General features: G+C 64.5%; 18 protein-coding genes. 5 read left to right on the top strand and 13 right to left on the bottom strand.

What is annotated here, in order from left to right; translation table 11 throughout:
* Positions 1-271, top strand: a 271-nt coding sequence (locus UB31_RS39810) for a transposase (protein ID WP_045009670.1), incomplete at its 5' end; no start/stop codon positions are given.
* 146 nt (positions 272-417) lie between these two features.
* Here UB31_RS39810 and UB31_RS39805 read toward each other — a convergent pair.
* The 4 genes from UB31_RS39805 to UB31_RS39790 form a co-directional block, all read right to left on the bottom strand.
* Positions 418-1,569 (bottom strand): DegT/DnrJ/EryC1/StrS family aminotransferase, encoded by a 1,152-nt coding sequence (locus tag UB31_RS39805; RefSeq protein WP_045014781.1) that lies wholly within the window; start codon positions 1,567-1,569, stop codon positions 418-420.
* 40 nt (positions 1,570-1,609) lie between these two features.
* Entirely contained in the window at positions 1,610-2,617 is a 1,008-nt protein-coding gene (locus tag UB31_RS39800; RefSeq protein WP_045014719.1) for a Gfo/Idh/MocA family protein, read from the bottom strand.
* A gap of 168 nt (positions 2,618-2,785) precedes the next feature.
* Positions 2,786-4,198 (bottom strand): mannose-1-phosphate guanylyltransferase/mannose-6-phosphate isomerase, encoded by a 1,413-nt coding sequence (locus UB31_RS39795; RefSeq protein ID WP_045014780.1) that lies wholly within the window; start codon positions 4,196-4,198, stop codon positions 2,786-2,788.
* 7 nt (positions 4,199-4,205) lie between these two features.
* On the bottom strand, positions 4,206-5,195 hold the full coding sequence (locus UB31_RS39790; RefSeq protein WP_045001526.1) for an SDR family NAD(P)-dependent oxidoreductase: 990 nt from the start codon (positions 5,193-5,195) through the stop codon (positions 4,206-4,208).
* 230 nt (positions 5,196-5,425) lie between these two features.
* On the opposite strand from UB31_RS39790, the gene UB31_RS39785 reads away from it, so the two are divergent.
* Together UB31_RS39785 and UB31_RS39780 are read left to right on the top strand one after the other, a co-directional pair.
* Positions 5,426-6,385 (top strand): lysylphosphatidylglycerol synthase transmembrane domain-containing protein, encoded by a 960-nt coding sequence (locus UB31_RS39785; protein WP_045014718.1) that lies wholly within the window; start codon positions 5,426-5,428, stop codon positions 6,383-6,385.
* Positions 6,382-7,383, top strand: coding sequence for an MraY family glycosyltransferase (locus tag UB31_RS39780; RefSeq protein ID WP_045014717.1), 1,002 nt, complete (start codon positions 6,382-6,384; stop codon positions 7,381-7,383). The genes UB31_RS39785 and UB31_RS39780 overlap by 4 nt, the downstream gene beginning before the upstream one ends.
* Here UB31_RS39780 and UB31_RS39775 read toward each other — a convergent pair.
* The 6 genes from UB31_RS39775 to rfaD form a co-directional block, all read right to left on the bottom strand.
* Complete coding sequence (locus UB31_RS39775) at positions 7,371-8,318, bottom strand: NAD-dependent epimerase/dehydratase family protein (protein ID WP_045014716.1); 948 nt, start codon at positions 8,316-8,318, stop codon at positions 7,371-7,373. The two genes, UB31_RS39780 and UB31_RS39775, sit on opposite strands and share 13 nt — an antisense overlap.
* Positions 8,315-9,547 carry a glycosyltransferase family 4 protein gene (locus tag UB31_RS39770; RefSeq protein WP_045014715.1) on the bottom strand — a complete coding sequence of 411 codons (1,233 nt, stop codon included), beginning with the start codon at positions 9,545-9,547 and terminating at the stop codon, positions 8,315-8,317. The genes UB31_RS39775 and UB31_RS39770 overlap by 4 nt, the downstream gene beginning before the upstream one ends.
* Positions 9,548-9,549: 2 nt before the next feature.
* Positions 9,550-11,463, bottom strand: coding sequence for a nucleoside-diphosphate sugar epimerase/dehydratase (locus tag UB31_RS39765; RefSeq protein ID WP_045014779.1), 1,914 nt, complete (start codon positions 11,461-11,463; stop codon positions 9,550-9,552).
* A gap of 84 nt (positions 11,464-11,547) precedes the next feature.
* Positions 11,548-12,834, bottom strand: coding sequence for an O-antigen ligase family protein (locus tag UB31_RS39760; protein ID WP_045014714.1), 1,287 nt, complete (start codon positions 12,832-12,834; stop codon positions 11,548-11,550).
* A complete protein-coding gene (rfaE1, locus tag UB31_RS39755) occupies positions 12,831-14,315 on the bottom strand; it encodes a D-glycero-beta-D-manno-heptose-7-phosphate kinase (protein ID WP_045001579.1) in 1,485 nt (494 codons plus the stop codon). Before rfaE1 ends, UB31_RS39760 begins: the two co-directional genes overlap by 4 nt.
* Before the next feature lie 11 nt (positions 14,316-14,326).
* Positions 14,327-15,307 carry an ADP-glyceromanno-heptose 6-epimerase gene (gene rfaD, locus UB31_RS39750; protein ID WP_045014713.1) on the bottom strand — a complete coding sequence of 327 codons (981 nt, stop codon included), beginning with the start codon at positions 15,305-15,307 and terminating at the stop codon, positions 14,327-14,329.
* 159 nt (positions 15,308-15,466) lie between these two features.
* Here rfaD and waaF point away from each other — a divergent pair, with 159 nt between their 5' ends.
* On the top strand, positions 15,467-16,537 hold the full coding sequence (waaF, locus tag UB31_RS39745) for a lipopolysaccharide heptosyltransferase II (protein ID WP_045014712.1): 1,071 nt from the start codon (positions 15,467-15,469) through the stop codon (positions 16,535-16,537).
* Positions 16,538-16,621: 84 nt separating this feature from the next.
* Here the strand turns inward: waaF and UB31_RS39740 are convergent, their stop codons facing one another.
* The 3 genes from UB31_RS39740 to UB31_RS39730 form a co-directional block, all read right to left on the bottom strand.
* The gene (locus UB31_RS39740; protein WP_045001514.1) at positions 16,622-17,005 is read right to left on the bottom strand and encodes a helix-turn-helix domain-containing protein; all 384 of its coding nucleotides are present in this window, start codon (positions 17,003-17,005) and stop codon (positions 16,622-16,624) included.
* A complete protein-coding gene (locus tag UB31_RS39735) occupies positions 17,005-17,301 on the bottom strand; it encodes a type II toxin-antitoxin system HigB family toxin (protein WP_045001577.1) in 297 nt (98 codons plus the stop codon). Before UB31_RS39735 ends, UB31_RS39740 begins: the two co-directional genes overlap by 1 nt.
* Positions 17,302-17,578: 277 nt before the next feature.
* Positions 17,579-18,616: a glycosyltransferase family 4 protein gene (locus UB31_RS39730; protein WP_045014711.1), complete on the bottom strand. Its 1,038-nt coding sequence runs from the start codon at positions 18,614-18,616 to the stop codon at positions 17,579-17,581.
* Between the two features lie 126 nt (positions 18,617-18,742).
* On the opposite strand from UB31_RS39730, the gene galE reads away from it, so the two are divergent.
* Positions 18,743-19,756 (top strand): UDP-glucose 4-epimerase GalE, encoded by a 1,014-nt coding sequence (gene galE / locus UB31_RS39725; protein WP_045001510.1) that lies wholly within the window; start codon positions 18,743-18,745, stop codon positions 19,754-19,756.
* Positions 19,757-19,797: the final 41 nt, after the last annotated feature.

Raw genomic sequence — 19,797 nt, 5'->3', positions numbered from 1 at the left:
TGGCATCAAGGACCGCCTGATGCATCGGCCCAACAAGCATCATCCCGAACTGCCGCCGCGGCAGAAGCTGCGCAACAAACTAATCGCCAAGGTGCGCGCCGCCGTCGAGCGTCCGTACGCCGTGTTCAAGGAGCATTATGGTCTCCGGCGGATGCGCTTCTTCAACTTCGAGCGCAATCAGGTGCACATCGTGCTGGCCTGCTGCGCCTACAACCTACGGCGTGCGGCCGGCGCATTGGCCGCACAACGCCAGGAGTCCGTCTCCGCATGAAAAAACAGAGGACAACAGGGGATGAAATGAGCAAAATGCCGCTCACTGTAGCGGGCTGACATCAAAAAAGCCCGCGACGCACCTCAAGCGCCCGCTCGCCCCTCTGTGCAAAGCCCTCACAGGGGGAGAGGGAAAGAACAGCGAAATCAGGTTGAAAGCGCACCGCGCACGGCCGCGATGATTCGCTCCTGATCGGCTTCGGTCAGATAGGCGTGCATCGGCAGGCTGATGACGTCCTGCGACAGGCTCTCGCAGGCCGGCAGTCCGCCGTCGGCGACCGGATACTGCTTGTAGGCGGTCTGCTGGTGCATCGACTTGCCGTAGTAAATCGCGGTCGGCACGCCCTGGGCCTTCAGCGCGGCGGCAAAGCCGTCACGATCAGTCCCCTTCGGCAGGCGGATGGTGTATTGCGCCCAGACCGAGGTGTTGCCTGAGCTGAGGCGCGGCACGGTGACGACGTTGGACAGTCCTCGCGCGTAGCGCTCGGCGACCCTGTTGCGGGCGGCGATCTCGTCGTCAAAAATTGTCAGCTTCTCGATCAGGATCGCGGCCTGCATGGTGTCGAGCCGGCCAGTGAGGCCGAGGCGCACGTTGTCGTACTTGTCCGCGCCCTGCCCGTGCACGCGGATGCTGCGCAGCGTGGCGGCGAGTTCGTCGTCATCGGTGAAGATCGCGCCGCCGTCGCCGAAGCAGCCGAGCGGTTTTGCCGGGAAGAAGCTGGTCGTGGTTGCGAGCCCGTGCGTGCCGAGCTTGCGGCCCTTGTAGCTCGCGCCAAAACCCTGGGCTGCGTCGTCGATCACAAACAGGCCTTCGGCCTTGGCGATCTCGGCGATCGCGTCGTGATCTGCAGGCTGTCCGAACAAATCGACGGGGATGACCGCGACGGGCCGCAAGCCGGCCTTGCGGGCGGTCGCGATGCCGCGCTTCAGGGATTCCGGGCTCATGTTGAAGGTGGATTCGTCGACATCGACGTAGACCGGCGTAGCGCCAGTCCGCGCCGCCGGCGACGCGGTCGCGATGAAGGTGAACGACGGACACAGCACGGCATCGCCGGTGCCGACATTCTTCGCCATCAGCACCATCAGCAGCGCATCGGTGCCGCTGGCGCAGCCAATCACGTGCTTGGCGCCGCAATAGGCCGCGAGCTGCGCCTCGAGCGCGGCGACCTCCGGACCATTGACGAACTGGCAATGGTCGAGCACGCGCTTGACCGCCGCATCGAGCGAGGCGCCGAGCCGGCGGCGCTGCGAGCTGACATCGATGAAGGGAATGGGATCGGAACGCAGATGCTGGTTCATGGCGCCTTGCGGGTTTTGAGCGGTCGACATGCGAAGAGGATCAGCCGGCGATGCGGCGCGGGCCCTTGCGGGCTGACGACGAATTGGCCGCGGGCCGCGATGGCGTCTCGAGGCACTGCGTGGCGATCTCGAGACTGGCGACGCCCTCGTCGCCGGTCACCGCCGGGACCTCGCCATGACGCACGGCCTTGAGGAATGCGATCAGCTCGGCGCGGAGCGGCTCGTCATGACCGACCGGCAGATGCCGCATCGAATAGCTGCCGTCCGGCTTGAAGCCGAAGCACTCGGTGACCTGCCGCGTCAACAGATCGCCCATCACATATTTGCCGCGGGTCGCGACTGTGACGCTACGCGCCTTGAACGGCGTCAGCCAGTTGGTGTTGATGTGGGCGAGCACGCCGCTGGCGGTGCGGAACTGCAACAGCGCGATGTCCTCGCGCTCGGCAATCGCGCTCGACAATTGCGGCTGCACCTCGACGATGTCGGATTCGGTGAACCAGCGGATCAGGTCGATGTCGTGCACGGCGAGATCGATGACGACGCCGACATTGGACATGCGCGGCGGGAACGGACCGACGCGCGTGATCGCGATCGACAGGATATCCTCGCCCGCGATCGCCTGCTTGACGGCGGCGACCGCCGGATTGAAGCGCTCGACATGGCCGACCATCAGCGTGACGCCGGCCTTTTGCGCAGCAGTGACGATCTCGCGACCTTCGGCGACCGTGGACGCAATCGGCTTCTCGACCAGCACGTGGATGTTCTTGGCGATGCAGGCGAGCGAGAGCTCGTGATGCAGATGGGTCGGCGCTGCAATGGTGACGGCGTCGACGCCGGTAGCAAAGAGCTGGTCGAGCGTCTCAAAGCCCTGGCAGTTGGCAAGCTCGGCGGTACGCGCGAGATGCGCCGGCGACGGATCGACCACACCGACCAGGCTGACGCCGGGCAACCCCGCCAGCACGCGCGCGTGGTTGCTGCCCATCACGCCGGCGCCGATGACGCCGACGCGCAATGCGGCCTTTGCCGGTTGTGACCCCTTGGAACTCATCTGATCGAACCCCGATTCAACCCAAACCCCGGGCCGCTTCTAGCACGCTCGCCACATTTGTGGCGAATGCCGCGATATTGGCCCGGACACGATTTGATTCAAAAAGTTACACGTTCCCCGGGCCTTAGCATCTTTTTGGCCCGGATCGCGTGATTCGGAGTTTGCTGGTTACGACCTTTGATAGTCGTCTTCAATCCGGATGATGTCGTCTTCCCCGAGATAGCTGCCCGTCTGGACCTCGATCAGTTCCAGCATGATCTTGCCGGGGTTTTCCATCCGGTGCACGGCGCCCATCGGGATGTAGATCGACTCGTTCTCGTGCACCGTCTTCACGGTCTCGTTGACGGTCACCCGGGCCGCGCCGCGGACCACGATCCAGTGCTCGGCACGATGATGATGCTTCTGGAGCGACAGGCGTCCGCCCGGCTTCACCACGATGCGCTTGACCTGGTGGCGCTCGCCATTGTCGACGGACTGGTAGCTGCCCCAGGGCCGATGCACCTTGAGATGCTCCTCGGTGACCTTCGGCGCAACCGTCTTGAGTTTTGTGACCAGGCGCTTCAGCCCGTTGGCATCCTTCTGGCGCGAGACCAGCACCGCATCCGCCGTCGCCACCACGATGAGATCGTCGACGCCTTCGAGCGCGACCAGCGCGGAATCGGTGGTGACGTTGCAATTGCGCGAGTCCTCGAACACCGCGCTGCCATGCGAGGCGTTGCCCTGCGCGTCCTTGTCCGACAGCTCCCACACCGCGTGCCAGGAGCCGACGTCGGACCAGCCGCACGACACCGGCACCACTGCGGCGCGCGAAGTCTTTTCCATCACCGCATAGTCGATCGAGATCGCCTTCGCCGCGCCGAACGCCTGCGGCTCCAGCGTCACGAAGCCGAGATCGCGGCCGGCATTGCTGACGGCATCGGAGACCGCCTGCACGCTCGCCGCATCAACCTTGCGATATTCGTCGAGCAGCAGGGTCGCGGGAAACATGAAGTTGCCGCTGTTCCAGAGATAGCCCGAATTGACGTAATCGGCCGCCTTCACGGCGTCCGGCTTCTCGACGAAGCGCGCGACCGCATGCACCTCGCCCGAGATCACCTCACCCGGGCTGATATAGCCATATTCAGTCGCCGGCCGCTCCGGCTTGACGCCGAAGGTGACGATGCGTCCGGTGCTCGCGGCAGCTAAGCCTTCGCGGCACGCGGCGACGAACGCGGCATTGTCCTGCACCACATGGTCGGCGGCGAGTGCCAGCAGGATGGCGTCGCTGGCGCGGCTCTGCGCGAACACCGCGCCCGCGGCGATCGCCGGCCCGGAGTCACGCCGCATCGGCTCGAGGATCACGTCGGCCTCGATGCCGATCTCGGCCAGCTGCTCCAGCACCATGAAGCGGTAGGACGCGTTGGTGATGACGATCGGCCGATCGAACAGCGCGCTGTCCGAGACGCGCAGCAGCGTGTCCTGGAAGGTCGAGCGCGTGCCGAACAGCGGCAGGAACTGTTTCGGGCGCACCTCGCGCGACGCCGGCCACAGCCGCGTGCCAGCACCGCCGCACATGATCAGGGGGATAATGCGTTTGTCCATCGTCATCTCAAACCTTGAAGTAGTCCCGATACCAGGCGACAAAATTGTGGACCCCGTGCTCGATCGGCGTTGACGGTGCAAAGCCGGTGTCGCGCATCAAGTCTTCGACATCCGCGAACGTTTCCACCACGTCTCCCGGCTGCATCGGCAGCAATTCTTTGATTGCCGTCCGACCCAGCTCCCGCTCCAGAAGGGTGACGACATGCATCAGCTCTTCAGGGGAGTGGTTGCCGACATTGTAGACCCGAGACGGCGCATTTGCGGCAGCCGGATTGTCCGCAGGCACAAGATCGATCAGCTTGGATACTACACGGGTGACGTCGTCAACATAGGTGAAGTCGCGACGCATCTTGCCATGGTTAAAGAGCCGGATCGGCTTGCCCGCCATCATGGCGTTCACAAACAGAAACATAGCCATATCGGGCCGTCCCCACGGACCGTAAATGGTAAAGAAGCGCAGGCCCGTGACCGGCAGCCGGTAAAGATGGCTGTAGGACTGCGCCATCACCTCGTTGGCCTTCTTGGTCGCAGCATAGAAGCTCACGGGATGATCGGTCCGGTCGTGCACGGAAAACGGCAGTTTAGTGTTGGCGCCATAAACGGACGATGACGACGCGTAGACGAGATGACGACAGCGATTGTTGCGGCAGCCCTCGAGCACGTTGAGAAAGCCCTGGAGATTGGAATCGACGTAAGTGTGCGGCTGCTCGATCGAGTAGCGCACGCCGGCTTGCGCGGCGAGATGCACGACCTCTGAAAATCCGTGTCGCGCGAACAGCGCCGCAATCGCATCACGGTCGGCGAGATCGGCCTGCACGAAGGAAAAGCGGGGATCGCCGCGCAACAGTTCCAGGCGCGCTTGTTTCAGCGCCGGATCGTAATAGTTGTTGAGATTGTCGAGCCCAACGACGGGCCGGCCTTCGGCAAGCAGCTGCCGGGCGACGTGAAAGCCGATGAAGCCGGCGGCACCCGTGACTAAAATCGCCTGATCCGTCATCCTGTTCCCAAGGGGCCCCAAACCCGATCCAGTGCCTGAGCCACCTCTTTACCCGCGGCATCGAGGGGGTCGCAATAGCCCTGCAACTCACGGCAACATCTCTACATCAGGGCTCCTTATCACGGCTCTTCATCAGGCCTATTGCAAGATCGGCGCCAAAACCATACCAAAGCGGCCTAATCGGCGCCTGGCGTCGGGTGAACCCAACAAACCCTGTTCATGCGGACGAGATGCGCCGAATCCTGCTGTCGACGGCCAAGATCCTGATCTCCGCGGCGCTGCTCTATCTGGCGCTGCGCAAGGTCGATCTGTCCGAACTGTTTTCACGCTTCACCGCGACCAGCCTGTTCTGGATCGCCATGGCGATCGCGGTCACGTTTCTGCAAATCTTCGTCGGCGTGCTGCGCTGGCGCGAGATCAGCGCCGAATGCGGTGCGCCGCTCGAGCTCGGCCGCGCGATGCGCTACAATGTGATCGGCTCGTTCTTCAACCAGACCCTGCCCTCCGCGATCGGCGGCGACGCGGTCCGGCTGTGGCTGGTTGCGCGCGCCGGCGCCGGATGGCGTGCGGCGACCTATTCGATCTTCGTCGACCGCGCGATCGGTTTGATCGCGCTCGCGATCATCATCGTCGCGAGCCTGCCCTGGAGTTACGCCCTCATCACCGATCCGCATGGGCGTTCGGCGCTGCTGCTCGTCGACTTTGCGGCGCTCGCGGGCGGCCTCGGTTTCCTGGTCTTCGGCGCGCTGACATGGCCGTGGCTGAAGACTTGGTGGGCGACCCACCACCTCCACGCCTGCGCCGTGATCGCGAACCGCGTGATCTTCAGCCGTTCGCGCGGGTTGAGTGTCGCGATCCTGTCACTGCTCGTTCACGTGCTGGCCGTCGTCATCGCCTGGTGCGTGGTGCAGTCGATCGCAGCTCCGGTCAGCTTCGGCGAGGTCTTCCTGCTGGTGCCGCCGGTCATGCTGATCACCCTGATGCCGATCTCGATCGCGGGCTGGGGCGTACGCGAGGCGACCATGGGCCTGGCCTTCGGCTTCGCCGGGCTCGCCGCAAACGAAGGCGTCAACGTCTCGCTGCTGTTCGGCGCGGTCTCCTTCATCGTCGGCGCATTCGGCGGCCTAGTCTGGATCCTCAGCGCGGAGAAAGCCGCGCAGGGGTCGGTGCCGATCGGGGTGCCGGAGTGACCGCCGTCGCGCCGTCGCTGCTTGCCGTCGCCATCGCCGCGCTGATTTCGGCGCTCATCACCTGGATCAGCCGGCCCCTGCTCCAGCGCTACGCGCTGGCGCGGCCAAACGCGCGTTCCTCACATCGCATCCCGACCCCGCAGGGCGCGGGTATCGCGGTGATCGCCGCAACACTGCTGGTCGCAATAGTCTGGGCCGCTGTCGCTGATGTCGCGATCCCGCAGGCACTGGTGGGCGCGACGGTCGGAATCGCGCTGGTCGGATTTGCCGACGATATCGTCTCACTGCCGGTCCTCGTGCGGCTCGTGCTGCAAGCCGCAGCCGTCGGTGCGGTCGTATTCACCTCGCCCGAGACCGCGCACATCGTGCCGGCTCTGCCGCTTGCGCTGGAGCGTGGCCTGATTCTGCTCGCCGGAATCTGGTTCGTGAACCTCGTCAACTTCATGGACGGGCTCGATCTGATGACGGTGGCGGAAGTGGTGCCGGTGACCGGCGCGCTACTGCTGCTGGGATTGCTCGGTGATCTCTCCTGGCCGGCTACGCTGATTGCCGCGGCGCTGTGCGGCGCCATGCTCGGCTTTGCGCCCTTCAACAAGCCGGCCGCAAAAGTTTTCTTAGGCGATGTCGGCAGCCTGCCGATCGGCCTGCTCCTCGGCTGGTGTCTGCTCGAGCTCGCCTGGCACGGGCAGCCGGCCGCTGCGCTGCTGCTGCCGGCCTATTACCTCGCGGATTCCACCATCACGCTGTTTCGCCGCGTCGCGCGCCGCGAACAATTCTGGTCGGCGCACCGCTCGCACTTCTATCAGCGTGCGACCGACAACGGGTTCAAAGTCCCGCAGGTGATCGGCGAGGTGTTCGCGCTCAATCTCGTGCTGGCATTGCTCGCTATCGCGACCGTTCGCGCCGGTTCGACGGCGATCACGATCGTCTCCCTGCTCGCCGGCGCGATCGCAATCAGCTTCGTGTTGCGGCACTTCTCCCGCCCTCAGGCGTGCTGAGCCGACAGCGCGAGCCGCAAACCCTCGTCGAGGGAGATCTGCGGCTGCCAGCCGGTCGCGATCGCCTTGGAGACGTTGAGCTCGAGCGAGCCGATCAGGCTGTCATGCGTGTCCTGCCGCCCGATGACGCCGAGAAGCGAGCTCAACAGCCCCGGCGACATCCCGAACAGCCGCGGGCTCTTGCCGGACGCCTTGGCCAGACGCCCGATGAATTCCGGCGTCGAGACCTGCTCACTGTCGGCCACCAGAAAGATCTCGAAATTACTCGCGGGGTCGGGATAAGCGAGCCGGCGCAGGATGAACGACGAGAGGTTCTGCACGGCCAGGAAAGCGCGCTGATTGTGGATCGCGGCGAAGGGCAGCGGAAGTCCCAGATGCACCGCACGCGTTAGCAGCGCAAAATTGCCCTTGGCGCCCGCGCCATAGACCAGCGGCGGCCTGATCACCGAGATCTTCATGTCGCTGTCGCGCGCGAGTGTCCTCAGTCCCGCTTCGGCGGCGGCCTTGGACATGCCGTAGAGGCCGCGCGGCGTCAGGATGTCGTCCTCGCTGAACGGCGCCCGGCCTTCGTTGCTGCGGCCGTGCACGAGAACGGTGCTGACGAAGATGAACTGACGCACACCGGCCGTCGCCGCGCAACGTGCCAGGTGCAGCGTGCCGGCGATGTTGACGTTGCGGTAGAGCTGGACCGCGTGCTCCTCGTGCTTGTGATGCACGCGCGCGGCAAGATGAACGACGGCGTCGACGCCGTCGAGCGCGGCCTGCCAATCGGTCTCGGGGCCGATCGATTCAATCACGACCTCGTCGTCGACGCCCTCCGGGCTGCGGACCGCGCGGCGGACCGACCATCCTGCGCGCACGAGCGCGGGCACGACGTGACGGCCGACGAAACCGCTCGCTCCCGTCACCAGCACGATCGGCTTGTTCTCGCTCATCGTTGCTCCCTGAGCTCGGGGTTGCGCAACAATTCGTCGATCAGGGCGGCATAGGCGTTCATGGCGGTGGCGCGATCGAACTTCGCGGCCGCCTTCACCGCACGCGCCGCCATGGCGCTATCGTCCGAGCGGGACGCCGCCCGGATAGCCTCGGCGAGTTGATCGGCGCGGCCCGGCGTCACGACCCAGCCGAGCCCGTTCTCCACCACCGTCAAGGCGGCCTCGGCCTGCGGCTCGGAGACCAGCACGACCGGACGGCCAACCGCCAGCAGATTATAGAAACGGCTCGGCACCGACACCCCCGCGACGTCCCTGCGGTACGGGATGATCCAGAGATTGGCGGCAGCGAGAAACGCCTCAAGCTCGGAATCCTCGACACGCACCACAAAGGAGACATTGGGCAGGTTCGAGGCGGCCTGCAACTGCTTCAGCCGCTCGAAACCGATGCCCCAGCCGGAGAGCAGGAAATGAATGTCCGCCTCGTCCTTCAGCAGACGCGCCGCCTCGAACACGATCTCCGGATCGTGGGTGAAGCCGAGATTGCCGGACAGGCCGACGATGAAGCGGGCCGAAAGCGCCTGGCGAAACGGATTGTCCGGTGTCACCGGCCGTGGCGCGGCCACGAGCGTCGCCCAGTTCGGGATGAAGCGGATCTTGTTCCGCGTCATGCCGGAATAGCTCAGCAGCGGCCGCTCGGCATCGCGGCCGATGGTGATGACGGCGTTGAGCGCGCGGAACATCAAGGCGTTGGCGGCGCGCATCGCCCTCGCCACGATCGAACCGGGCTTCAGCAGGCCCGCCATCACCAGCACGTCCGGAAACAGGTCGTGCAGGATCAGCGCCGACCGTGCCCCCCTGAGCCTTGCGGCGGCGGCGACCGCGTAAGGCAGCATGAACGGCGCGGTGACGGTGAGCACGACGTCACCTGCCTTAAGCTCCCGTATCAGCGCGACGAACGTGCGCAGCACGAACAGCAGTTCGGACACGCCGCGCCGCATCAGCGCCGCCTTTCCGGCCATCCGGTTCTTGACGGCAACGACGCGCGGCTTGCCCCAGCCGGTCTGTGACGCCGGCAGCGAGCCGGGCGAGCCCGACAGCACGACCACCTCGTGCTCTGCGGCGAGGCGGCAGGCGATCTCGGCCATGATCGCCGCCGTCGTGCTCGGATCCGGCGGATAATGCTGGCTCGCCACGACGATCTTGCAGGCGATCTTGCCTTGAGACTGCATGATCAGGCCGCGGTCGACCCGAATTCAGGGACCGCATCCTTCAGGATGGTCCTGATGGTCGCCCGATCGTCTCGCGCGATCGCCTGCTCGAGTGCCGTGATCCATTTGCGCAGGGTCTGCATCGGCGGCTCGTTCGGCTGCGCGGCCATGATGCCGGCAACACCGATCTCGCGGGTCGGCTCTTCGGACGCGAACAGAATCTCGTGCAGGCGCTCACCCGGCCGCATCCCCGTGAACACGATCTCGATGTCGTAGCCGGGTTGCAGGCCGGAAAGGCGGATCATGCGCTCGGCGAGATCGACGATCTTCACCGGCTGACCCATGTTGAGCACGTAGACCGAGACGTCCGGGCGCGCTGTGCCGAGCGCATGCGTCGCAGCCGTAATGACGAGGTCGCAGGCCTCGCGGATGGTCATGAAGTAGCGGACCATATCGGGATGCGTCACCGTCACCGGGCCGCCGGCCTCGATCTGGGCCTTGAACTTCGGCACCACCGAGCCGTTCGAGGCCAGCACATTGCCGAACCGGACCGAGATCAGCCGCATCGGCGGCCTGGCGCCGCCGCTGCCTGCCGCAAGATCATGGTCGAGCGCCTGACAGTACATCTCGGCAAAGCGCTTGGTCAGGCCGAGCATCGACACCGGCTCGATCGCCTTGTCGGTCGAGATCATCACCATGGCTCCCGCGCCGGCGTTGTGCGCGGCATCGGCGACGTTGATAGAGCCGAAGATGTTGGTCTTGACCCCCTCGCTCCAGTCGCGTTCGAGGATCGGCACATGCTTGAGGGCGGCGGCATGGAACACGATGTCCGGCTTGAACTCGGCCATCAGGCGGATGATGCGCTCGCGGTCGCGGATGTCGGCGATCCGCCCCTCGATTGCAGCACCCGTGCCCTGCGCGGCGAGCACTTCGGTGACCGCGTAGAGCGCCGGCTCGGAATTCTCCAGGATCAGAAGGCGCGCGGCGCCGAAGGCGACAACGCGCTCGCAGATCTCCGAACCGATCGAGCCGCCGCCGCCGGTGACGATCACCGCCTTGCCCTGGATCAGGGCTTCGAGCCGCGCGTAGTCGATGGTCTCGCTCGGCCGCAGCAGCAGGTCCTCGACCGCGACCGCGGTCAGTCGCGGCGTATCGCCGCTCTCGAGCGAGGGCATGCGGTTGACGATCACCCCCAACTTGCGCGCCCGCATCAAGATCGATTCCGGATGGGCCTCCGGCTCGAATGCCGACGGCGTCATCACCACGCGTGCGATCGGCTTGTTGCGCTTGGCGAAGTCGGCGATGACGTCCTCGATATCGTCGATGCCGCCCAGCACCGGCACGTTACGGATCGACTGGCCGCGATCGGAGCCCGACGGTGACAATACGCCGACCGGCCAGATGCGCTTGATTGCCCCGCTCTCGATGCCACGCAAAAGCACCTCGGCGTCCGCCGCGCGGCCGATCAGCAGCGTCGGCGCGGCGTCCTCGCTGCGGGCGTGACGTCGCACCCGCGTATAGCGGAAGTAGCGATAGGTCATGCGCAGGGCGCTGAGGAAGGAGATTTCAAGGAACCAGTAGAGGACGATCGTCACCTTGCCGAGGAAGAAGGCGCCGCGGACGTTGGGGGCGACGAAGATGTAGTCGAGCACGAGCAGCGCAACCGTCAGCACAGACGCGACACGGATGATGTTCAGCGCGTCGGGCAGCGAGATGAAGCGCCATTTCGTCGTGGTCAGGTTGAAGATGAAGAACACGACCACGCTGAAGGCGAGGAAGTAGGGCAGGATCTGGAACAGCAGCGGCAAACGATCGTAGAAGCCGTCGCCACCCTCGAAACGCAGATAAAACGCGACAAACAGCGCCGCCGTCGTCGCCAGCAGGTCGTGGAGCGCGATCAAGAAATTGCGCAAGGTAAGATGCGAAAGACGCGTCATCCGCCGACCGATGAATATCCCGTTGGGTGCAACCTGACCGCGCTGATAGCCCATCTCGACAAGAGTTGCCAGCCGCGCGGCCGTTCAGGAACCGGCTTCCCCCATCTTCGGTCCCACCTGTTGTGCCCGGATCACCATGCCGCCCGCAACGCCGACGCCAATGACGTACATCCAGCCCTCGTGGAAGTCGAACAAATGGGAGTTGAAGAGCGAGGTGAAGACATTCTGCACCACCACCAGCAGGCCGACCCAGTTGGCAAGCCCGTCGCCGCGAAACAGGAGGAGATGCAGGATCCAGATCGCGTAGAGAACGGCGATGCCGATGACGCCCCATTGCACGGCGACGTTCAGCGTCTGGTTATGCGGGTTGCCGATCACCTCGGCGGACGCCTGGTATTGTCCGCTGGGGGTGGCGACCTGCTCGAACAATCCGCGCGTCGAGCCGGTACCGTGTCCCTTGATCGGCGCCTCCGCAAAGAAGCCGAGGGACTTTCGCCAGAATTCGAGCCGCAACCCGAGCGACGTCGGTTCGCCCTTCTCCTTGTAGCGCGTGTAGTCGCTCACAAAGGTGTCGGCGGTCCTGCGCAATTGCGACGAGGCCTGCCAGGCGATAGCGGCGCCGGCGAGCAGAGCGACGGAGATGATCGCGATGCTGCGCCACCTCAAATGAAGCAGTGCGAACACGCCGAACATGATCGGAATGGTGACGAGCGCCGTGCGCGACACCACCACGAAGGCCATGTTGATGAAGAAGCTGAACGCCAGCGCCGTAAGCAGCCCGGCCAGCCAGTAGCGCTTCTCACGCAGCAGCATCACGACGGGATAAGCGAGCGCCACCGCGCACAGCGTGAATTCCTGACTCTGGTCGATGTAGTTCTTGACGAAGATACCGCGCTCGAGATGGTCGGGCTTCAGCGTCAGGTCGGGATAGAAGGCGACCAGCCACGACATCACCGACAGCAGCGCGCAGGACACCAGGAAGGCGATGAATATCCAGCGGCCGCGCGGCGAGCGTTCGAAGTGATAGAGCAGGACCGGCAGCACAAGCAGCTTGATGGTGGGATTGACCGCGTAGAAGCGCGCGCCCCAAGCCGCATCCGACCACAGCGTTCCCACCAGCGCCAGCAGAACCAACGCGATCGGCGCCGCGGAGATCGGACGCCGAAGCGATTGCAGGAACGCGCGGACGTCGAGAAACGGCACCATGCAGAGCAGCATCAGGGCGTTGAAGATCCCCGCGAGCGACGTCGACCAGGGCAGCGAGGCCACGGTCAGGATCGCGAACAGGTCGACCGTCTCGCCCCAGGCCACCGGGCTGCGGAAGCGCCGCCACAGCATCTGGGCGGTCGCCTCCCGCGCAAGTGCCGTCACTTGTCCCCTCCTCGCGCGCGGTGGACCAGTGCCGTCGTGCTGAAACCCTTGAGGATGTCGACCAGCACGACTGTTCCGCCCGCGGCTTCGACCACGTCATAGCCGACCACCTGCTCGCGGGTGTAGTCGCCGCCCTTCACCAGCGCGCTCGGCTTGATCCGGGTGATCAGCTCGATCGGCGTGTCCTCCTCGAAGATGACGACGAGATCGACGGCTTCAAGCGCCGCCAGCACCTCGGCCCGCGCACGTTCGTCCTGGACAGGACGGTCGGCCCCCTTCAACCGCCGCACCGAGGCGTCGCTGTTCAAGCCCACGATCAGGCGATCGCAGGCAGAGCGCGCCGCGGTCAGCACCTTGACGTGGCCGGGATGCAGGATGTCGAAGCAGCCATTGGTGAAGCCGACGCGCAGGTCCTGCCTGCGCCAATCGGCAAGCTGCGCATCGAGTGCGCCGGCGTCGAGCACGATCTTGTCTTCGGCGGCGAGATAGGCATGCGGCAAGATCTTTCGCCGCAGCTCGGCCGCGCTCACGCTGGCTGTGCCCTGCTTGCCGACGGCGACGGCGGCGGCGGCATTCGCGATCCGCAACGCCGTGTCCCAGTCCGCGCCCGCCGCGAGGGATACGGCGAGCGCCGCAGCGACAGTGTCGCCGGCGCCGGAGACGTCCCGCACCTTCACGGGAGAAGCCGGCACATGGACTGCCTCGCCGTTGCGCGGCACCAGCGTCATGCCGTGCTCGCCCTGGGTGACCAGGATCGCCTCGCAATCGGCGAGCCGCATCACGTCTTCCGAGGCATCGACGATGCTCTGCACCGTGTCGGCGCGGCTGCGGGTGGCTTCCGAAAATTCTTTCCGATTGGGCGTGAGCAGCGTCGCGCCGCGATAGATCGCCCAATTCAGGCTCTTGGGATCGACGATCACGGGCTTGCCGAGCTTTCGCGCGGCGTCGATGGTGTGGCGGATCACGCGCGCGGTCAGCACGCCCTTGGCGTAGTCGGACAGCAGCACGACATCGGCGCGCGAGATCTGCGGCAGGATCGCGTCGATCAGCTTCGTCTCAATATCGTCGGAAGCAGGTGCTGCCTGCTCCCAATCCGCGCGCAGCATATGCGTGGAGAAATGTTCGGAGACGAAGCGGACTTTTCGCGTGGTTGGCCGCGACGGATCGCACACCAGCACGCTTTCGATTGCAGCCTGCTCCGCAAGCGCGGCCATCAGCCGCTTGCCTGCGTCGTCATCGCCGACGAGGCCTGCGAAGATGCAGCGGGCGCCGAGGGAGGCGACATTGCGCGCGACATTGCCGGCACCGCCGATATGGATCTCGCTGCGCTGGGCGGTGATCACCGGCGTCGGCGCTTCCGGCGAAATCCGCGACACCTCGCCATAGACGAACTCGTCCAGCATGATGTCGCCGATGCACAGCACCGTGCGGCGCGTGAAGTCTTGCGCGAGGGCATCGAAATCGAGAATGGGCGTCGCCATGATCAAAGGCCTCAGCGGAAGCGATCGGGCATATCGAGATAATCCCCGACATAGGCCTTCACCGCATCCTCGAGCGTCGTGAAGCCGCCGTTATAGCCGGCGCGGTGGAGACGATCGACCTTGCTCTGTGTGAAGTATTGATAGCTGTTGCGGATGCTCTCGGGCATGTCGATGTATTCGATGTTGGGCCTGGTGCCCAGCGCGGCATAGGCCGCCAGCATCAAATCCTTGAAGCTGCGCGCCTTGCCGGTGCCGACATTGAAGAGTCCGGAAACCGACGGTGTTGCCAGCAGCCACATGATGACGCGCACGACATCATCGACATAGATGAAATCGCGACGCTGATCGCCGTCGGCGATGCCCTCGCGATGCGACTTGAACAGTTGCACGACGCGGCCCGCCTTGACGTCGTCGAAGCGGCGCGCCAGCACGCTCATCATCGAGCCCTTGTGGTACTCGTTCGGGCCGAACACGTTGAAGAACTTCAGTCCGGCCCATTGCGGCGGCAGCCGATCGCCGTTCGCGACGCGCTCGGCGACGGCGAGATCGAACAGAGACTTGCTCCAGCCGTAGAGGTTCATCGGCCGCAGCTTTTTCAGCGCCACCAGCGAAGCGTCGTCGTCAAAGCCCGCGTCACCATCGCCATAGGTCGCGGCCGAGGACGCATAGATCAACGGCACCGCATTCGCCGTGCACCAGTCGAACAGGCGCATCGACAGGCGGAAATTGGTTTCGATCACGAGATCGCCGTCGGTCGCCGTGGTCTCGGAGATCGCCCCGAGATGGATCACGGCATCCAACTTGCGGCCCTTCAGCCAGTCGAGCAGCTCCGGCGGGGGGACGATATCCACAAGCTGCCGCTTGGCGAGATTGCGCCACTTGCCGTCGGTGCCGAGGAGGTCGCAGACCACGACATCGCTGCGGCCGGCGTCGTTCAACGCGGCCACGACATTCGACCCGATAAAACCGGCCCCGCCGGTCACCAGCAACATTCCGTAATCCCTGCCCGATTTTTAAGGTCCGGTTCTGCCCTAGCGCATGATCTGCCAAAGTGTAAGCGGTTTTGGGATCGGGCCCTCAGCCGGCTTTACCTGCCGGCCGGGAGCGGCTAACCGAACCGCCACATCAGAGCACCCCAGCCCCATTAATGAATGAACCAAGATTCGCAATTTAGCGGGAGTGAGGATCGGAGCAACACGAGCCCGATCCTGATCGTCCCCTATATGTGGATCGGCGATTTCGTCCGGAATCACACTGTTGTCCGGGTGCTCAAAGAGCGATGGCCGAATCGGCCGGTTGATCTCCTGACCACCTCCCTGTGCGCCCCGCTGGTCGACTACATGCCTGGCGTGCGCGAGGGCATTCTCTGGGACCTGCCCCGCAGCCGCCTCGCCGTGGGCCGCCAGCTCGGCCTGGCAAAGCTGCTGCGCGAGCGGAACTATGGCACCGCCCTGGTGCTGCCCCGGACCTGGAAGGCGGCCATTGCGCCGGCGCTGGCCGGCATTCCCGAGCGGGTCGGCTTCGTCGGCGAGTTCCGGTTCGGCCTGCTCAACCGCTGGCGCTGGGGCGAGAAGAAGCTGCCCCGCTTCATCGACAAGAACGCTGCGCTGGCCCAACCCCACGGCGCCCCCCTGCCTCCGGAATGGCCGGTGCCGCAATTGCGGGTCCCGGCCGAGGACATCGTCCGCTGGCGGCAGGCCAATGGCCTGAGCGCTGGCGCCGCGGTGGCGCTCGCCCCCGGCTCGGTCGGCGCCTCAAAGCGCTGGACCTACTATCCGGAAGCCGCCCGGCTACTGGCCGAGCGCGGCCTGGAGGTCTGGGTTATCGGCGGCCCCGCCGAAAAAGGCCTGGCCCAGGAGATCGTCGCGGCGGGCGGCCCGGGCGTGCGGGACCTGACCGGCAACGACCTGCGCAACGGCGTCCTGGCCATGGCCGCGGCCGGCGTCGCCATCTCCAATGATTCCGGCCTGATGCACATCGCGGCTGCGCTCGGCACGCCCACCATGGGCATCTTCGGCCCGACCAGCCCCTATCTCTGGGCCCCCCTCAACGGCCTCGCTGCGACCGTGGTCCAGGACAAGAGCGTGCTCTCGTGCCAGCCCTGCCAGAGCACGATCTGCCGGATGAACGATCACCGCTGCATGCGGGATATCGCGGCTGCGGAGGTGGTGGCAATTGCGCAGCGGGTGCTGGGTGAGGCGGGGGCAAGGGCTGAGACGTGAGCGGCAGCGCCGATGCGTTTGACTGGGTGAAAAGAGATTCGTCCCCCAACGACGAAAGGCCCCGCAGAAGCGGGGCCGATAGGGTTAGGCAGGCTCACGCGCCAGTTCATAGTGAGCTGTCAGAGCACCAATTGGAATGTTCCATTCCTTGCTAATAGTCCGGATCATTTCCAGCGTCAGTGGACGGACGCGATTCAAAATTTCGGACGCCCGATTGCGTCCAATCAAAGCCGCCAATTCTGCCTGCGACCGCCCCATGGACTCGATTGCGAAATGGAGGACGTCGACTGGATCGCCGTGAGTGGTTGCGAAGTGATTGTCTTCGTACTCCTTGATGAGTGAAGACAAAACTTCGAAGCGATCACCGTCAGGCGTGTCAGGAGTCGGCTCGGCCTCGAAATACCGGGATACTTCGCGGATAGCCCAATCGTAATCCTGTTCATTGTGGAGAGGCTTGACGTCCATCATCACACAGTCTCCGCGTTTATTCCGTCATACTCTTTGTGCGTGCCGACAAACTTGATGAGAGCTGTTTTGAACTTGAAGGAGAAATGAACCACGAGGCGATACTTGTTGCCGCCTATGTCGAAGATGGCTCTGTTGTCGCCAACAAAGTCCACGTTGTTTCCAAACGCCCTCTTCAGGTCTGCTGGGCTGCTCCAGTCACCCTTGGAAACGATTTCGTACCAAGCTCCCAAGGGGGTCTCGGCTTGAGGGTATCGCTCCCAAAAGGCCTTGAGTGCCTTTCTTGCTATTACGTTCATTGCCATAGCATGTTCCCAATATGGGATCAATCCAAAATTCCCAAGGCGGGAACTGAACTTTTGGCCTGTAAGGCACCACCGCTTGAAGGCGCGGGGATACGCGGCTGACGACTTTTGCAATGATGAACGTCTAGAGGTGTTTTGCCCGACAAGTCAAATTAACTTCGTAAAATCCGAAAATCACTGCGCTGACCGCCAAGCCGTTGATTCCACTATCGCCAGCTACTGTGCATGGGGTTGTTTTCGACATTTTTGCTTGTGGTCGCAAAAGCGGGCTTCAAATCAGCGGCCGATAGACCTCACCGATCCGCGCCGCTTCCGCATCCAGGCTGAACTTCTCCAGCACCCGCGCCCGCCCACGCTCGCCCATCGCTGTCGCGGCAGCCAAGTCGCGCATCAGCGGCTCCAGCGCCGCAGCGAGCGCATCAGCGTCACCAGTCGGAATCAGCACGCCAGTGACGCCATCCTCGACCACGAGCTCGGCCGCACCAGCGCGCGCGGCGACGAGCGCGCTGCCGGCTGCCATCGCCTCGATCAGCGTCAGGCCAAAACCTTCATTGCGTGAGGTGAAGGCATAGATCGTCAGCCGCTGATACCAGCGCTGCACCGCTTCGATCGGCAGCTCGCCGGTGACGACGATGCGCGATTGCAGGCCGGCAGTTTCGATCCGTTTCTTCAGATCGTTCGCGAACACAGTTTGCTCGGCCGTGACCTGGCCGACGATGACCGCCGTGAAATCCGGATAGCGCGGCAGCAGCCGGCACATCGCATCGACGAACACGTCAGTACCCTTCTGCGCACGCACGCGGCCGAAGCAACCGATCGCATAACGGCCCGGCAGCGCGGCTTCGTCGAAGGCCGCGGCGCGATCACTCGGCGGCGCATAGATTTCGGTGTCGATGCCATGCGGGATCACGGTCGCCTTCACTTTCAGGAACGACGCCGAGATGTCGGAGGTCGCGATGATCGCGTCCATGCGCCGGATCAGCCAGCGCGTGATCCAGCTGTGATGCCGCTGCGCCGCCGACGTGAACACGAGCTTGAGCGGCCATCCAAGCGCACGCAGCACGACGCCGGCGATCATCTCGTTGTTGCGCCGTGCATGCCAGATCAACGGCGCCTTGCGACGCCACAGTTTCAGGAGATCGGCACCGCCGAACCGCGTAATTCCCTCCGGCGCGTCCGAGCCGAACCACGCCGCACGAAACAGTTTTGCCAGCCGCGGCGCGACCATCCGGTTGGTCGCGGTGACGCCGGAATAGCGCCTGTGCAGATTTGGCACGATCACTTCGAGATCGCCCGGGGAATTTGCCACGTCACGCTCCGTTTCGCGACGCACCTATACGCAACATTAAGCATAGTGGCCAGTTCAGCTTTGCCGAAACCCCCTCTTCACCGCGCAAACGTTAGCATCGGGCGTTGATCGAAGACGGGTGAGATCATGACTGTGCTAGTCACCGGCGGCGCCGGCTATATCGGAAGTCACACGGTCCTCGCGCTGGCGGAAGCCGGCGAGGACGTCGTCGTGATCGACGATCTCTCCACCGGTTTCTCCACCTATCTGCCCGAAGGCGTGCCGCTGTTCATCGGCGATGCCGGCGACGAGAATCTGGTCGAGGGCGTGATCGCCCAGCACAACATCGAGAGCATCATTCATTTCGCCGGCTCAGTCGTGGTGCCGGATTCGATGCGCGATCCGCTCGGCTATTATCGCAACAACTTCATGACCGCGCGCAACCTGCTCAACGTCGCCGTCAAGCGCGGCATCAACCGCTTCATCTTCTCCTCGACCGCCGCCGTCTACGGCAATCCGGACCTGGTGCCGGTGCCCGAGCACGCGCCGACGCGGCCGCTGTCGCCTTACGGCTCGTCGAAGCTGATGACCGAGATCATGCTGCACGACGTCGCCTCCGCCTACGGCATGCAATATGTCGTGCTGCGCTACTTCAACGTCGCCGGCGCCGATCCGCAGGCGCGCATCGGGCTTGCCACCGTCGGCGCCACACATCTGCTCAAGATCGCGGTCGAGGCCGCGACCGGCCAGCGCGCCAAGATCGACGTGTTCGGCACCGACTATCCGACCCAGGACGGCAGCTGCATCCGCGACTTCATCCATGTCACGGACCTGTCGCAGGCGCATCGCTCGGCGCTGGCTTACCTGCGCAATGGCGGCGCCTCGACCACGCTCAATTGCGGCTATGGCCGCGGCTATTCCGTGCTGGAAACCATCGACGCGGTACGCCGGGTTTCGGGGCGCAGCTTCGCCGTGCAATACGCACCGCGCCGGCCTGGCGACATCATGACCATGGTCGCCGACACCAGCCGCATCCGCGGTCTGCTCGATTGGAAGCCGCAATACGACGACCTCGAGACCATCGCAGCCCACGCGCTGGCCTGGGAGGACAAGCTGTTCCGCGAACGCCATGGCGAGCTTCGCCACGCCGTCTCGGCCTAGAATCCGTCCAGGCGCAAGCCCTTAATTGGGCTTGAAAAACC

It is taken from the genome of Bradyrhizobium sp. LTSP849 (assembly GCF_000938255.1).
In the GTDB taxonomy this organism is placed as follows: Bacteria; Pseudomonadota; Alphaproteobacteria; order Rhizobiales; family Xanthobacteraceae; genus Bradyrhizobium.
Note: the sequence above shows the minus strand (reverse complement) of the source record. Positions and strands in the feature narration are given on the sequence as shown.

Bases quoted from the DNA above. Each gene is read 5' to 3' on its own strand.
- UB31_RS39805 (WP_045014781.1), bottom strand. From the start codon at position 1,569: ATGAACCAGCATCTGCGTTCCGATCCCATTCCCTTCATCGATGTCAGC.
- UB31_RS39800 (WP_045014719.1), bottom strand. From the start codon at position 2,617: ATGAGTTCCAAGGGGTCACAACCGGCAAAGGCCGCATTGCGCGTCGGC.
- UB31_RS39795 (WP_045014780.1), bottom strand. From the start codon at position 4,198: ATGGACAAACGCATTATCCCCCTGATCATGTGCGGCGGTGCTGGCACG.
- UB31_RS39790 (WP_045001526.1), bottom strand. From the start codon at position 5,195: ATGACGGATCAGGCGATTTTAGTCACGGGTGCCGCCGGCTTCATCGGC.
- UB31_RS39785 (WP_045014718.1), top strand. From the start codon at position 5,426: ATGCGCCGAATCCTGCTGTCGACGGCCAAGATCCTGATCTCCGCGGCG.
- UB31_RS39775 (WP_045014716.1), bottom strand. From the start codon at position 8,318: ATGAGCGAGAACAAGCCGATCGTGCTGGTGACGGGAGCGAGCGGTTTC.
- UB31_RS39770 (WP_045014715.1), bottom strand. From the start codon at position 9,547: ATGCAGTCTCAAGGCAAGATCGCCTGCAAGATCGTCGTGGCGAGCCAG.
- UB31_RS39765 (WP_045014779.1), bottom strand. From the start codon at position 11,463: ATGACGCGTCTTTCGCATCTTACCTTGCGCAATTTCTTGATCGCGCTC.
- rfaE1 (WP_045001579.1), bottom strand. From the start codon at position 14,315: ATGGCGACGCCCATTCTCGATTTCGATGCCCTCGCGCAAGACTTCACG.
- rfaD (WP_045014713.1), bottom strand. From the start codon at position 15,307: ATGTTGCTGGTGACCGGCGGGGCCGGTTTTATCGGGTCGAATGTCGTG.
- waaF (WP_045014712.1), top strand. From the start codon at position 15,467: ATGAACCAAGATTCGCAATTTAGCGGGAGTGAGGATCGGAGCAACACG.
- UB31_RS39740 (WP_045001514.1), bottom strand. From the start codon at position 17,005: ATGATGGACGTCAAGCCTCTCCACAATGAACAGGATTACGATTGGGCT.
- UB31_RS39735 (WP_045001577.1), bottom strand. From the start codon at position 17,301: ATGAACGTAATAGCAAGAAAGGCACTCAAGGCCTTTTGGGAGCGATAC.
- galE (WP_045001510.1), top strand. From the start codon at position 18,743: ATGACTGTGCTAGTCACCGGCGGCGCCGGCTATATCGGAAGTCACACG.